This window comes from Mesorhizobium sp. M1050 (assembly GCF_040318715.1).
Classification (GTDB): Bacteria; Pseudomonadota; Alphaproteobacteria; order Rhizobiales; family Rhizobiaceae; genus Mesorhizobium.
Genome location: NZ_JAMYMV010000009.1, coordinates 93,469 through 107,822, shown reverse-complemented (window position 1 = coordinate 107,822; position 14,354 = coordinate 93,469). Strand labels below are relative to the sequence as shown.

General features: G+C 62.5%; 14 protein-coding genes. 7 read left to right on the top strand and 7 right to left on the bottom strand.

Features of this window, described 5'->3' with window-relative positions; genetic code table 11:
• Positions 1–10: 10 nt before the first annotated feature.
• From NKH57_RS08270 to NKH57_RS08255, 4 genes are all read left to right on the top strand, one after another.
• Entirely contained in the window at positions 11–811 is an 801-nt protein-coding gene (locus NKH57_RS08270) for a rhomboid family intramembrane serine protease (RefSeq protein WP_352943489.1), read from the top strand.
• A gap of 183 nt (positions 812–994) precedes the next feature.
• Positions 995–1,744: an electron transfer flavoprotein subunit beta/FixA family protein gene (locus NKH57_RS08265; RefSeq protein WP_352943405.1), complete on the top strand. Its 750-nt coding sequence runs from the start codon at positions 995–997 to the stop codon at positions 1,742–1,744.
• A 24-nt stretch (positions 1,745–1,768) separates the two neighbouring features.
• On the top strand, positions 1,769–2,698 hold the full coding sequence (locus tag NKH57_RS08260; RefSeq protein WP_352836682.1) for an electron transfer flavoprotein subunit alpha/FixB family protein: 930 nt from the start codon (positions 1,769–1,771) through the stop codon (positions 2,696–2,698).
• Positions 2,699–2,814: 116 nt separating this feature from the next.
• Positions 2,815–3,693, top strand: a complete 879-nt coding sequence (locus NKH57_RS08255) for a 3-hydroxybutyryl-CoA dehydrogenase (RefSeq protein WP_352604382.1) — start codon at positions 2,815–2,817, stop codon at positions 3,691–3,693.
• A 113-nt stretch (positions 3,694–3,806) separates the two neighbouring features.
• Here the strand turns inward: NKH57_RS08255 and NKH57_RS08250 are convergent, their stop codons facing one another.
• Positions 3,807–4,445, bottom strand: a complete 639-nt coding sequence (locus NKH57_RS08250; protein WP_352943401.1) for an NrsF family protein — start codon at positions 4,443–4,445, stop codon at positions 3,807–3,809.
• A gap of 1 nt (position 4,446) precedes the next feature.
• Positions 4,447–4,983, bottom strand: coding sequence for a sigma-70 family RNA polymerase sigma factor (locus tag NKH57_RS08245; protein WP_352943398.1), 537 nt, complete (start codon positions 4,981–4,983; stop codon positions 4,447–4,449).
• Positions 4,984–5,184: 201 nt separating this feature from the next.
• On the opposite strand from NKH57_RS08245, the gene NKH57_RS08240 reads away from it, so the two are divergent.
• The 3 genes from NKH57_RS08240 (at position 5,185) to NKH57_RS08230 (ending at position 9,026) form a co-directional block, all read left to right on the top strand.
• Complete coding sequence (locus NKH57_RS08240) at positions 5,185–6,192, top strand: iron ABC transporter substrate-binding protein (protein ID WP_352943395.1); 1,008 nt, start codon at positions 5,185–5,187, stop codon at positions 6,190–6,192.
• 174 nt (positions 6,193–6,366) lie between these two features.
• Complete coding sequence (locus NKH57_RS08235; protein WP_352728011.1) at positions 6,367–7,947, top strand: ABC transporter permease; 1,581 nt, start codon at positions 6,367–6,369, stop codon at positions 7,945–7,947.
• Positions 7,944–9,026: an ABC transporter ATP-binding protein gene (locus NKH57_RS08230; RefSeq protein WP_352727925.1), complete on the top strand. Its 1,083-nt coding sequence runs from the start codon at positions 7,944–7,946 to the stop codon at positions 9,024–9,026. Before NKH57_RS08235 ends, NKH57_RS08230 begins: the two co-directional genes overlap by 4 nt.
• Positions 9,027–9,062: 36 nt before the next feature.
• On the opposite strand, the gene NKH57_RS08225 is transcribed toward NKH57_RS08230, so the two are convergent.
• The 5 genes from NKH57_RS08225 to tlpA all read right to left on the bottom strand — a co-directional run bounded on the left by NKH57_RS08225 (position 9,063) and on the right by tlpA (position 14,351).
• Positions 9,063–10,130, bottom strand: coding sequence for a sn-glycerol-3-phosphate import ATP-binding protein UgpC (locus tag NKH57_RS08225; RefSeq protein ID WP_352943392.1), 1,068 nt, complete (start codon positions 10,128–10,130; stop codon positions 9,063–9,065).
• Positions 10,131–10,137: 7 nt separating this feature from the next.
• The gene (gene ugpE / locus NKH57_RS08220; protein WP_352943389.1) at positions 10,138–10,986 is read right to left on the bottom strand and encodes a sn-glycerol-3-phosphate ABC transporter permease UgpE; all 849 of its coding nucleotides are present in this window, start codon (positions 10,984–10,986) and stop codon (positions 10,138–10,140) included.
• 8 nt (positions 10,987–10,994) lie between these two features.
• Positions 10,995–11,879, bottom strand: a complete 885-nt coding sequence (ugpA, locus tag NKH57_RS08215) for a sn-glycerol-3-phosphate ABC transporter permease UgpA (protein ID WP_352943386.1) — start codon at positions 11,877–11,879, stop codon at positions 10,995–10,997.
• A gap of 186 nt (positions 11,880–12,065) precedes the next feature.
• The gene (gene ugpB, locus NKH57_RS08210) at positions 12,066–13,376 is read right to left on the bottom strand and encodes a sn-glycerol-3-phosphate ABC transporter substrate-binding protein UgpB (protein ID WP_352943383.1); all 1,311 of its coding nucleotides are present in this window, start codon (positions 13,374–13,376) and stop codon (positions 12,066–12,068) included.
• 285 nt (positions 13,377–13,661) lie between these two features.
• Positions 13,662–14,351 (bottom strand): thiol:disulfide interchange protein TlpA, encoded by a 690-nt coding sequence (gene tlpA / locus NKH57_RS08205; RefSeq protein WP_352943380.1) that lies wholly within the window; start codon positions 14,349–14,351, stop codon positions 13,662–13,664.
• Positions 14,352–14,354: the final 3 nt, after the last annotated feature.

Here is a 14,354-nt window from a genome sequence, read left to right as displayed (position 1 = left end):
GGCCTGCGGCATGTTCATCCCGCTCTACGATACCAACAGGCTGCGGCACATCAGGCTGCAATATGTGACGATCGGGCTGATCGCGGTCAACGCCCTGGTCTACCTCATCACTGCGATCGGCGGCGAGAATTTCTCCAATGCCGCCGTGCTTGGCCTCGGCTTCATCCCGTCGGTCGTGCATGACACCGCCGAACTCGACCCGCGCTTTGTCGTCATCCCCGAAAGCCTGAGCTATCTCAGCTATTCCTTCCTGCACGCCGACATCTTCCACCTCGGCGGCAACATGCTGTTCCTGTGGGTGTTCGGCGACAATGTCGAGGATGCGCTCGGCCACATCCGCTATCTCATCTTCTACCTGTTGTGCGCCGTTGCGGGAGCGGCATTCCAGGGGCTCGTCGCCTGGGATTCGCAGGTGCCGCTGATCGGCGCGTCCGGGGCCATCGCCGGCGTGGTCGTCGCCTATCTGATCCTTTATCCCAGAGTAAAGGTCTGGGTGCTGGCCTTTGCCCGCATCCCGTTGCGCATTCCGGCCTTCATCCCGCTCATTCTGTGGGTGCTGTTCCAGGTGGTGATGTTTGCCGCCGGCGGCGAGGATCAGATCTCCTGGGCCTGCCACATCGGCGGCATCATCGCCGGCGCCGTTCTGGTGCTCATATTGCGCAGCCGCGGTGTGCCGCTGTTTGCAGGCCCTGACGAAGATGTCGCGCCCAGCGCTCCCAACCAACAGCCGGTTGCCACGGAACCGCTGATCCCCGTCCCACCCGCCGCGACACCGCGCTGGGGGCGAGGAAACGCGTCCAGCTCGGACTGAACCGATTTGAGCAGCTTGCGGCGTATTGACGTGCAGGGTTGCCGCAACTACGGAAACGTCTCCGCCGCAGCCTAAGGCGGTCAAAGACCAGAATTTCCATCCGGAATGTCGGCTTTCGACAACTCCGCAGGGGCGCAGGCTGCTATAGGCGCGCCCAACTATCTCAAGAGAGGTGACAGGCAAATGAAAATCCTTGTGCCCGTGAAGCGGGTTGTGGATGCGAATGTGAAGGTTCGCGTGAAGGCCGATGGTTCGGCGGTTGAACTCGCCAACGTCAAGATGGCGATGAACCCGTTCGACGAGATCGCGGTGGAAGAAGCAATCCGGCTGAAGGAAGCCGGCAAGGCGGAAGAGATCATCGTCGTGTCGATCGGCCCGCAGCAGGCGCAGGAAACCCTGCGCACCGCACTCGCCATGGGCGCCGACCGCGCCATTCTGGTCAAGACCGACGAGCAGACCGAGCCGCTCGGCGTCGCCAAGGTGCTGAAGGGCGTCGTTGACGCCGAACAGCCGGGCCTCGTCATCCTCGGCAAGCAGGCGATCGACGACGATTCCAACCAGACCGGCCAGATGCTGGCGGCGCTTCTGGGCTGGGCGCAGGGCACCTTCGCTTCCAAGGTCGTGCTCGACGGCGACAAGGCCAAGGTGACGCGCGAAGTCGATGGCGGCCTGCAGACCGTGGAACTGAAGATGCCGGCGATCGTGACCGCCGACCTTCGCCTCAACCAGCCGCGCTATGCCTCGCTGCCCAACATCATGAAGGCAAAGAAGAAGCAGCTCGACGAGAAATCGCCCGCCGACTACGGAGCCGACGTCAAGCCGCGCCTCAAGGTCATCAAGACCGAGGAGCCAGGTGGCCGCAAGGCGGGCGTCAAGGTCAAGAGCGTCGCCGAACTGGTCGACAAGCTGAAGAACGAAGCCGGCGTTTTGTAAGCTATCGGGAAAGGAATAGATAAAATGGCAATTCTCCTCATCGCCGAACACGACAACGCCACCCTTTCCGACCAGACCGCCAAGGCGCTATCGGCGGCCCTGCAGATCGGTTCGGACGTGCATGTGCTGGTGGCCGGCAAGAGCGCCAAGGGCGCAGCCGATGCTGCCGCCAAGCTGAAGGGCGTCACCAAGGTGCTGCTCGCGGAAGCCGACGAACTCGCCGAGCGTCTCGCCGAACCGACGGCGGCACTCGTCGTGTCGCTGGCAGGCGCCTACGACACCATCATCGCGCCGGCGACCTCGTCGGGCAAGAATGTCGCGCCGCGCGTGGCTGCCTTGCTCGACGTCGCGCAGGTATCGGAGATCATCGAAGTCGTATCGCCCGACACCTTCAAGCGGCCGATCTATGCCGGCAACGCCATCCAGACGGTGCAGTCGAGCGACGCCAAGAAGGTGATCACGGTGCGCACCGCCTCCTTCCAGGCAGCACCCGAGGGCGGCTCGGCTTCCATCGAGACCGTCAAGGCCGCGGCCAATCCGGGCCTGTCCACCTTCGTCGAGAACAAGCTCTCGGAGACCGACCGTCCGGAACTGACCTCGGCCAAGATCATCATCTCAGGTGGTCGCGCACTGGGTTCCTCGGAAAAATTCCAGGAGGTCATCCTGCCGGTCGCCGACAAGCTCGGTGCCGCCGTCGGCGCTTCCCGCGCCGCCGTCGATGCCGGCTATGCGCCGAACGACTGGCAGGTCGGCCAGACCGGCAAGGTCGTCGCCCCCGATCTCTACATCGCGGTAGGCATCTCCGGCGCCATCCAGCACCTCGCCGGCATGAAGGATTCGAAGGTCATCGTCGCCATCAACAAGGACGAGGAGGCGCCGATCTTCCAGGTTGCCGACTACGGCCTCGTCGGCGATCTCTTCGTCATCCTGCCGGAGTTGCAAAAGGCGCTTTGACGCTTTCTGCCAAAGCGTATTAAATAGTGAGGGCGGGGTAGACGAAGTCGCCCCGCCCTTTTAGTTTGCACCGCACAAAAAGCAGGCCGCAAAGGCATTTTGACGGGATCGGTGTAATGAGCAAGATCGAGACGATCGGCATCATCGGCGCGGGCCAGATGGGCGGAGGTATCGCCCATGTCTCCGCGCTTTCGGGCTACAAGGTGCTGATCTACGATATATCGCCCGACCGCATCGAGAAGGGCATCGCCACCATCAGCGGCAACATGGCCCGCCAGGTGGGTTCCGGCAAGCTCGAAGAGAAGGTGCGCAACGAAGCGATGGCGCGCATCTCTTCCGCGCCAGCGATGGCGGATCTTGCCGGCGCCGATCTGGTGATCGAGGCGGCGACCGAGGACGAGACCGTCAAGCGCAAGATCTACGCCCAGCTCTGTCCGCAGCTCAATCCCGAAGCCATCCTGGCGACCAACACTTCGTCGATCTCGATCACGCGGCTTGCCGCGCAAACCGACCGGCCGGAGCGGTTCATCGGCATACATTTCATGAACCCGGTGCCGCTGATGAAGCTGGTCGAACTGGTGCGCGGCATCGCCACCGAGGACCAGACCTTCGAGGCGGCCAAGACCTTTGTCAAGCAGCTCGACAAGACGATCACGGTCTCGGAGGATTTTCCGGCCTTCATCGTCAACCGCATCCTGCTGCCGATGATCAACGAAGCGATCTACACGCTCTATGAGGGTGTCGGCTCAGTCGACGCCATCGACACCGCCATGCGGCTCGGCGCCAACCATCCGATGGGGCCGCTGCAGCTTGCCGATTTCATCGGTCTCGATACCTGCCTGTCGATCATGCAGGTGCTGCACGACGGCCTGTCGGATTCGAAATACCGTCCTTGCCCCCTGCTGGTGAAATATGTCGAGGCCGGCTGGCTCGGCCGCAAGACCGGGCGCGGCTTCTACGACTATCGCGGCGAGCATCCCGTTCCGACGCGCTGATCAGATTCGCGTCAGCAGCAGGCTCTTTTCGGGACCGGTTCTGATCGAGGCCGACAAACAGTTACCGGGATGATCAAGGATCGGTGAGCACGTGCCGTGATCGCGGTGGCGCACTACCAGCGCACGAAAAATCGCCCGCCAAGCGCGCCAAGCAGCGCCAGTCCAGCGATCGCGATCGTGTACCAGGTAGCAACGAAAAGCGGCGAATCGTCGAAGCAATGGGCGGCGTAGAAGGTCGCCGACAGCCCGCCGGCGAGCAGACCCGCGACCGCGCCTGCAAGCACCGGTCGTGTCGGCGCGCCGTAGCGCAGCATCCACAGGAAGATGGCAAGCGGTCCGATCCCGATCAAAGGGATGAATGTCATGCAGATCATCATGTTGGAGCCGACCATCCTTGTGCCCCACAGCGCCTCCGGCACCATGAAAAGCTCCAGAACCACCGCCACGGCTACCAGCACCGGCGCCGCGGCCATCCAGGCCATTGCCCGGCGCGTCGAAGCTCCCGGCGTCGACAAGTCGCGGACCAGGGCAAAGGCACTGACGGCAAGCACGATGGTGAAAACAAACTTGGAGAGAAAACGCATCGTATGCGCGGCCGCCATGAAGTCCGGGCGCGGGCCGATGGTCAGCAGGAAAACGACGGCGGCGATCACCGCCGCAGCACCGGCGGCCATCCACCAGGCCGATTGCAACGGCATCGCCTTGCTACCGGCATCGGCGTCCAGCGCCTTGATGAGATCGTCCGTCCTCATGTCATTCCCGCCCGAATCGCTTGGCTATCGCGGCAAGTCCCCGATGCAGCGACACACGCACCGCCGTCTCGCTGATACCGAACCTTGCCGCCGTCTCTCCGATAGAGCGGCCTTCCACCGACACGGCTGAGACCACCGAGCGCTGTGCCGGCGACAGGCCATCCAAAGCCCGGTTGATGTCGCGCTCGTTGACGGTTTCCGCTTCCGGCTCGGCGAATGTCTCGGCGATATCGTCGATATCGACCTCGATGCGCCGTCCACGCCGCCGGAACGCGTCGATGAGCTTGAAGCGGGCGATTGCATAGATCCACGGCAACACCGGCGCGTCCTGGCGCCAGGTATGTCGTTTCACATGAATGGCCAGCAACGTTTCCTGCACGACATCCTCGGGATCGACCCCGCCCTGCACGATCTTGCGCCTGACAAAACCGCGCACCAGCGCGGCAATCCGGTGCAGAAAGTCGGCATAGGCCCTTTCATCTCCCGCGATCGCGGCCCGCATCAGCCGGGAAAGCTCGGCCTCGTTCTTGCCGCTCACAAGAGTTCACTCCCCCGATTTTCGCGTCTCGGCGCTGATTTGTTACGTGGCCGGCGAAATAATGTCCAAGCCAAACTAGCGGCAAATCACGAAACTTTGCAGGCGCTCGATCAAAATCAGCAAAGCAATGTTGACTATCGTGGTCAGGTATCGATAGGTGCAGCCCTGACAGATCGAAGACCCGCAGAACGAGGACATGCCATGAAATACGCCCTTTCCACCCTCGTCGGCGCCACCGCGCTGGCAATCACCCTGCTCGCCGGTACGGCGATGGCGGAAGATGATGGCATCATTGTTTACAACGCCCAGCACGAGAGCCTGACCAAGGCGTGGGCCGAAGGCTTCACCAAGGAGACCGGCATCAAGGTAACGGTGCGCAATGGCGGCGACAGCGATTTCTCGAACCAGATCGTCGCCGAGGGCGCTGCTTCGCCCGCAGACGTGTTCCTGACGGAAAACTCGCCAGCCATGGTGCTGGTCGAAAATGCCGGCCTGTTCGCGCCGGTCGAAGCCGACACGCTGGCCCAGGTTCCCCAGGACTATCAGCCGGCCAGCGGCAAATGGGTCGGCGTCGCGGCGCGCAGTACGGTCTTTGCCTATAACAAGACCAAGCTGAGCGCCGACCAGCTACCCAAGTCGATGCTTGACCTCGCGGATCCGAGCTGGAAGGGCCGTTGGGCCGCTTCCCCATCGGGCGCCGATTTCCAGGCCATCGTCAGTGCGCTGCTTCAGCTCAAGGGCGAGGCCGCCACGGCGGACTGGCTGAAGGCGATGAAGACCAATTTCACCGCCTACAAGGGCAACAGCACGGTGATGAAGGCGGTCAACGCCGGCGAAATCGAAGGCGGCGTGATCTACCATTATTACTATTTCGGCGATCAGGCCAAGACCGGCGAAAACAGCAAGAATGTCGAGTTGCACTATTTCAAGAATCAGGATCCGGGCGCGTTCGTTTCGATCTCCGGTGGCGGTGTGCTGGCTTCGAGCAAGCATCCGAAGGAAGCCCAGGCCTTCCTGAAATGGGTCACCGGCAAGGGCGGCCAGGACGTGCTGAAGACCGGCGATTCCTTCGAATACGCGGTCGGCAAGGGTGCGGAGTCCAACCCTAAGCTGGTACCGCTCGCCGATTTGCAGGCGCCAAAGGTCGATGCCACGAGGCTGAACTCCAAGAAGGTCACCGACCTGATGACGGCAGCCGGCTTGCTTTAGTTGGCATTCCTCCTAAAAGGACAACCGACCACGCTCCCGCGGGAATTCGCCTTCCGCGGGAGTGATTTTGTTTTTCGAGATGGCATTCGTCGATGACGACACGCTGTGTTCCCGACCGCGACCGCGGTCCTTCAATTGCTGCAGCTGAGCGCCAACGGCGTGGCGTCTGACCTGATGCAGTCTGCGGTCGATCTTGCGCGCTCGGGCCTGCCTTCGGGCACAGGCCGAAGGTCTCGGCGGCGCGTACCGCTTTGGCTGGTCATCGTCGCTATCTTCGTTGCGCTGCTGGCGCTGCTGCCGCTTGCCTTCATCATCTGGATCGCAGTGCAGACCGGCTGGGAAACCGTCTCGGCGCTGGTCTTCCGGCCACGTGTCGGCGAGCTTCTGGTCAACACTGTCCTGCTGGTGCTGCTCTGCGTGCCGATCACCATCGTGCTGTCGGTTGCACTGGCCTGGCTGACCGAGCGCAGCAACCTGCCGGGCGCCCGGTTCTGGGCGTGGCTGTGCGTGGCGCCGCTCGCCATTCCCGCTTTCGTGCACAGCTATGCCTGGATCACCATGGTGCCAGGACTGCACGGCCTGTGGGCCGGCGTCCTGATTTCCGTGATCGCCTATTTCCCGCTCCTGTATCTGCCGGTGTCGGCGGCGCTGCGCCGTCTCGATCCCGCCCTCGAGGACGCCGCCGCCGCGCTCGGCCTTGGGCCCCGGCGCGTGTTTTGGCGTGTCGTGCTGCCGCAATTGCGGCTCGCGATCTGCGGCGGCTCGCTGCTGGTCGGTCTGCATCTGCTGGCTGAGTACGGCCTCTATGTCTTCATCCGCTTCGACACCTTCACCACGGCGATCGTCGACCAATTCCAGTCGACCTTCAACGGGCCGGCCGCCAACATGCTGGCTGGCGTGCTGGTGAGCTGCTGTTTCGTGCTGCTCGGCCTCGAAGTGCTGGTGCGCGGCGAGGAGCGCTATGCCCGCGTCGGCTCCGGCGCCGCGCGCTATCAGCAGCGCACAAGCCTGGGACGGGCCACCGGACCTTGCCTGGCCTTGCTTGTCGTCACCACGCTGCTGGCGCTTGGCGTGCCGTTCGTCACCATCGGCGGCTGGCTTGCCGCTGGCGGCGCCGCTGTCTGGCGCTTCGACGAGATTGGGCTGGCGCTTGGCCAAACGCTGTTCCTGGCGCTCGCCGGCGCATTGCTCGCCACGGTCGCCGCCATGCCGATGGCCTGGATCTCGATCCGCGCGCCGGGGCCATTGCAGCGCCTGCTGGAGGGCTGCAATTACATCGTCGGCTCGTTGCCGGGGGTCGTCATTGCGCTGGCGCTGGTCACCATCACCGTGCGCATCGCGTTTCCGCTCTACCAGACCCTGTTCACCATCCTGATGGCTTATGCGCTGATGTTCCTGCCGCGCGCGCTGGTCAGCCTGCGCGCGTCGATCGCGCAGGCACCTGTCGAACTCGAGCGCGCAGCTTCCAGCCTCGGCCGGCCGCCGCTGCAGGCGCTGTGGTCGACCACGATCCGCCTGTCGGCGCCAGGTGCCGCAGCCGGCATGGCGCTGGTGGCGCTCGGCATCATGAACGAACTGACCGCCACCCAGATGCTGGCGCCGAACGGCACCCGCACGCTGGCGATGGCGTTCTGGTCCTATAGCGGCGAGATTGATTATGCCTCTGCGGCACCTTACGCCTTCATCATGGTGGCCATGTCGCTTCCCTTGACCTGGCTGCTTTATGTCCAGTCGAAACGGATGGCCGGACGATGAGCTTTCTCGAGATCAGCGGCCTGCACAAGCATTACGGCCCGGTCGCGGCGCTTGCTGGCGTCGACCTCAGCGTCGCCAGTGGCAGCCGCACGGCGATTGTCGGCCCATCGGGCTGCGGCAAGACGACCCTGCTGCGGCTGATCGCCGGCTTCGAGGCCCCGGATCGGGGCCGCATCATGCTCGACGGCGAGGTCCTGGCCAATGGTGACGGTGCCGTGCCGGCACATCGCCGCGGCATCGGCGTGGTGGCGCAGGACGGCGCTCTGTTCCCGCATCTGACCATCGGCGACAATATCGGCTTCGGCATGGCGCGCGGCGAAGAAAAGCGCACAGAGCGCATCGTCGAACTCGCTTATATCGTCGGGCTCGACAAGGCGATCCTCAAACGCCGTCCGCACGAACTCTCCGGCGGCCAGCAGCAGCGCGTGGCGCTGGCCCGCGCCATGGCGATGAAACCCAGGCTGATGCTTCTTGACGAGCCGTTCTCGGCGCTCGACACCGGCCTGCGCGCCTCGATGCGCAAGGCAGTGGCCGAGCTTCTGGAAACCGCCGGCATCACCACCATCCTGGTGACGCACGACCAGGCCGAAGCGCTGTCCTTCGCCAGTCAGGTCGCGGTGATGCGCGATGGCAAGTTCTCGCAGATCGGTACGCCGCGCGAACTCTATTTCAAGCCGAAGGACAGGATGATCGCCGAATTCCTCGGCGACGCCATCATCCTGCCGGCAAAGATATCCGCTGGCTTCGCCAGCTCGCCGCTCGGCCGCATCGCGGTCGACACCAACGACAGCCGCGATGTTGCCCGCATCATGCTGCGGCCGGAGCAGATCGCGCTGAAAAGAACGTCGCGCGAGGGCATGTCGGGCACTTCGGACATGCTGTTCGGCGAAGTGACGGAATCGGAATTCGCCGGCTCGATGTGCACGATCGCGGTGCGGCTTCTGAACAATGCGGATCCGCCCGATGCGGCCGCGATCGGCAACACGCCGCTGGTGCTGCGCAAACCGGGCATGGACGCGCCGGCGGTCGGCGAGATCGTCCGGCTGACCGTGTCGGGAAAGGCGCATGTCTTTGCCTGAACGCCGGCGGGTGGGGCGTAGGACATATCGTTCGGACTAGCCGACGCGCTTTCCGGCCTGATCGAACCAATGCAGCTTTTCTGCCTTGGCAACCACGCGCAATTGGTTGCCGACCGTAGCGGTCGCGCGACCAGCGACACGCACGATGATGCTGCTGCCGCCTGCGGCGCAGTGAAGAAAACTCTCGGCACCTACCGGTTCGACGGCCGCGACCAGCGCCGGCAGGACGAGTGCGCCGGACGGCGCCTCCGCATTGAAGGTAACATCGGCATCCTCGGGCCGAAAACCGACTGTCGCGGCTCTTGCCTGCTCAGGCGCGAAGGCAATCGCCGTGCCGTCAGCTAGCATCGGGCCCGAGGAGCCTGCGGTCAACGCCAGGAGATTCATCGGCGGCGCGCCGATGAAGGAAGCGACGAACGTCGAAGCCGGTTTCTCGTAGACGTCGAGCGGCGCCCCCATCTGCTCGACCAGTCCGGCATTCATGACAACGAGGATGTCGGCCAGCGTCATCGCCTCGAGCTGGTCGTGGGTGACATAGACCGACGTGACGCCGAGCGAGCGCTGCAGGTTCTTGATCTCGACCCGCATCTGGCCGCGCAATTTGGCATCGAGATTGGAGAGCGGCTCGTCGAACAGGAAAACGCGCGGGTTGCGCACAATGGCACGGCCCATGGCGACCCGCTGGCGCTGGCCGCCGGACAGCTCGCGCGGGCGTCGGTCGAGCAGTGTTGAAAGTTCCAGCACCTTCGCCGTCGAACGGACCCGGCTGTCGATCTCGTCTTTCGGCGTGCCGCGGTTGCGCAACCCGTAGGCCATATTGTCGTAGACCTTCATATGCGGGTAGAGCGCATAATTCTGGAACACCATGGCGATGTCACGCTCGGTCGGGCCGATGGAGTTGACGATCTTGCCGTCGATCGCAACCGTTCCCGAGGAGATGGTTTCGAGCCCGGCGATCATTCTGAGCAGCGTGGACTTGCCGCAGCCGGATGGGCCGACCAGCACGCAAAGCTGCTTGTCGGGAACGGCGATGGAAACCCCCTTCACGGCCTCGAAGCCGCTCGGGTAGACCTTCTTAACGTCCTTCAGATCGACGGTCGCCATCAGCTTCTCACTTTTCGGAATCGACTAGGCCGCGAACGAACCAGCGTTGCATCAGCACCACGACCAGGATCGGCGGCACGATGGCCAGCATCGCTGTGACCATGACCAGGTGCCATTGCGTATCGGCATCGGCGAAGGAGACCATCTTCCTGAGCGCGATGACGATCGTATTCATGTTGTTGCTGTTGGTGACAAGCAACGGCCATAGATACTGTGTCCAGCCATAGATGAAGAGGATGACGAACAGCGCCGCGATGTTTGTCCGCGACAAGGGCAACAGGATATCGAAGAAGAAGCGCCATGGCCCCGCACCGTCTACACGCGCCGCCTCCACGAGTTCACCTGGGATGGTCATGAAAAACTGTCGAAACAGCAGTGTGGCGGTGGCAGAAGCGATCAAAGGGATGATCAGGCCCGCATAAGTGTCGATCATACCCAGATCGACCATCACCTTGTAGGTTGGCAGGATGCGTACCTCGACAGGAAGCATCAAGGTGATGAAGATCAACCAAAAGAAGGTCATGCGCAGCGGAAATCGGAAGAAAACGATGGCGTATGCCGACAGGATCGAGATGAAGATCTTTCCCACCGCGACGCCGAGCGCCATGATCGTCGTGTTGAGCAGCAGCCTGCCAACGCTGACTCCGCCGATGCGGCCGACACCGCCGAACAGTGCCTCGGCGTAGTTGTTCCAGAACTGGTCGCCGGGCAGGAGCGGCAATGGCGGCCTTAGGATCGTTTGCAGCGTCTGCGTCGAGGCGACGAAAGTGTAATAGATCGGAAAGGCGACGATCAGTATGCCGAGGATGAGCACGGCATGGGCGAGGAAAATGCGAGTCGAGGACTGACCGATCATCGCTGCCCTCAGCCGTAATGGACTTTGCGTTCCACGTAGCGGAACTGGATGGCGGTGAGCGAGATGACGATGATCATCAGGATGACCGACTGCGCCGCGGAGTCACCGAGGATCAGATTGACGAAGCCGTCATTGTAGACCTTGTAGACCAGCGTCTCGGTCGCCTTGCCCGGCCCGCCGCCAGTGACGGCGTGGACGATGCCGAACGTGTCGAACAGGGCATAGACGGTGTTGACGACCAGCAGGAAGAACGTCGTCGGCGCAAGCAGCGGAAAGACGATGGTCCAGAAGCGCTTGGTCTCGCCGGCGCCGTCCATGGCCGCCGCCTCGATCAGAGTTTTCGGCACCGCCTGCAGGCCGGCGACGAAGAACAGGAAATTATAGCTGATCTGCTTCCAGGCAGCGGCGGACACCAGCAGGATCATGGCATCGGTGCCGTTGAGCAGCGGATCCCAGGCGATGCCGAAACTTCTCAGCACATAAGCCAGCGACCCGATCGACGGGTTGAACAGGAACAGCCACAGCATACCGGCAATCGCCGGCGCCACCGCGTAAGGCCAGATCAACAGCGTGCGGTAGAGACCTTTGCCGCGCACCACCTTCTCTGCCATAACCGCAAGCAGGAGCGCCACGCACATGGCGACGATAGCGGTCGCAAGGGAAAACACCACCGTCACCTTGATCGAGTTGAGGTAGGCTGGATCGGCAAGCACCTTCCTGAAATTGGCAAACCAGACGAACCTGGTCCTCAGTCCGAACGGGTCCTGCCTGAGCATGGACTGATAGAAAGCCTGACCGGCCGGCCAGTAGAAAAAGACGAGCGTGATGGCAAGTTGCGGTGCCACCAAGAGGTAGGGGAGGACCTTGTTGGGAAAGACGACGCGAGGGGTCAAGGAGCCACTCCGGGCTGGTTAGTCGGGTGGCACCATATGGTGCCCCTCTCTGTCAAAGATGGCATTGACGGACGTTTCAGATTCGGCAGCATCGACAATTGGCGAGATCACAGCAAATCTCCCCCTCCGGGGGAGATCCCTGACAGGACGGTGGGTGCGCTGTGGAACAAGGACTTTGCGCTCGCTTTAATTCCCCAGCGCTTCCTTGATCGCGGCGTTGCCACGCGTAACCGCATTGTCGAGCGCCTGCTGCGCGGTTTGCTGGCCGGCGAGCATCTTCTCGAACTCCTCGTTCTGGATATCGCGCACCTGCGGCAGATTCGGCAGACGTACGCCCTTCGAATTGTCGGTCGGCGCCTTACCCGTCATCTGCAGGATCGGCGTCTCGCGACCGATGTTCTTGTCGTAGAATCCGGATTTCTTGGTCGCTTCGTAGGCCGCAAGCGTTACCGGCAGGTAACCCGACTTCTGGTGCAGGTATTCCTGCACGTCAGTCTTCGACAGGTAGGCGAAGAAGGCCGCGACGCCCTTGTATTCCTCGTCGGATTTGTCCGCGAAAACCCACAGGCTGGCGCCGCCCGGCGTCGTGTTCTGCGGTGCGCCCTTGGCGTCGCTGTCGTAGGGCAATTGGCCAATGCCGTAATTTATCCCGGACTTGACGATATCGCCGAGACCTCCGGAGGATTCGGTCATGATCCCGCATTCGCCAGCAAGGAAGATCTGCTTGGCTTCGGAGGTGCGCCCGCCATATTTGAAGGTGCCGTCCTTGGCGAGGTCTGCGAGCGCCTGGAAGTGATTGACGAAAATCGGCGCATTGATCTTGAGTTCGACATCGCCGCCGGCCAAGCCATTCTGCTGGGTGGCCCATGGCACATCATTCCAGGCGGCGAAATTCTCCAGATGGATCCAGGTCAGCCAGGTCGAGGTGTAGCCGCAGGTGGCCGCGCCGCTCGCCTTGATCTTCTTGGCATCTTCCCACACTTCCTTCCAGGTCTTGGGCGGGCTGTCGACGTCGAGGCCAGCCTTCTGGAAGATATCCTTGTTGTAATAAAGGATCGGCGAAGAAGAGTTGTAGGGGAAGGACAGCATGGTGCCGTCCGGCTTCGAATAATAGCCGACTATGCCTGGCAGGTATTGGCTCTTGTCGAAGGTCATTCCAGCGCTGGTCAACACATCGGCTGCCGGCTTGATTGCTCCTTCGGCTGCCATCATCACGCCGGTGCCGACGTCGAACACCTGAATAATGTCGGGCGCCTGGCCGGCGCGGTAGGCGGCGATGCCGGCATTCAGCGTCTCGGGATACGTGCCCTTGAACACCGGAACGAGCTCATAGTCGCTTTGGCTGGCATTGAAATCTTTGGAGATCTTGTCGACGACTTCAGCATTGGCGCCAGTCATGGCGTGCCACCAACTGATCTGCGTGACAGCAAAAGCGGAGGTTGAGGAAAGCAGCGTAAAGGCGGCGGCAACACCGGCCGCGAAGCCGAAGGACTTCATGTTTCATCTCCCGTTTGTCATTGGCGAAAGGGGCACTCCCGCAAAGGCAATATGTGTCGCTCATGACAATCAGACAACGGTTTTGTTGCAGATCGACGAACTTCATCTCTGCCTGAAGCAATGCTCGCCTCCCCGTAACAGACTACGGCAAAGCAATGGCGTTAGCCGACTTAGCGCGACAACGAACAGGGCAGGAACCGTCTTCAGGACCGGGCTCCGCCAAGCTGGCTTTCGGGCACGACAAAGCTGATTACAGCCGCCGCAGCCGTGAAACGGTGAGTTGCTCTAAAGGCTTTCGGGTTTGAGCACCGTCTCGACCAGTCTCCTGGCATCCGGCCCCGACCATTCGGCCGGGCCGTTCATATGGGCGAGCAGGCAGCCCTCGCCGTCGATCAGCATGGTGACGGGAAGGCCGAGCGCCAGGCCGCGCTTCTTGAGGTCGTTGAACAGCGCCATCGTCGAATCCCGGTAGTAGCCGAGCGTCGCGACGCCGGTATCGCTGAGGAACTTCTTCGGCTTCACATCGTCGCCGGCATCGACATTGACGGCGACCACCTGAAATGCGTCGCTGCCCTTTTCCTTCTGCAGTGCATCGAGCGCGGGCATTTCGGCACGGCACGGCGCGCACCATGTCGCCCAGAGATTGAGCAGCACCGTCTTGCCGGCAAGGTCGGCAAGCGTCATCGGCTTGCCGTCCGGACCGTTAAAGGCGAGGCTTTTCAAGGATTGCGGCGGATCGGCCGGCAAAAGCGCTGCGACTTCACCAGTGGCCGAGGCCGCGATCTTCTTGGCGCGGTCGCTCTTGGCGGCGCAGGCGACGTCATCCTTGCTGTCGTCGACGGCAGCTTGTGCCGGTGCATTGTTGCCAGACCGGCTCTCGCTGACATATACCGCGACCGCGCCGGCCAGCGCGCCCGCCACCAAAGCGGCGAGGATCAGGCGCGGGGCCGGGAAGAATTTATTACCGTCTGCCATTTT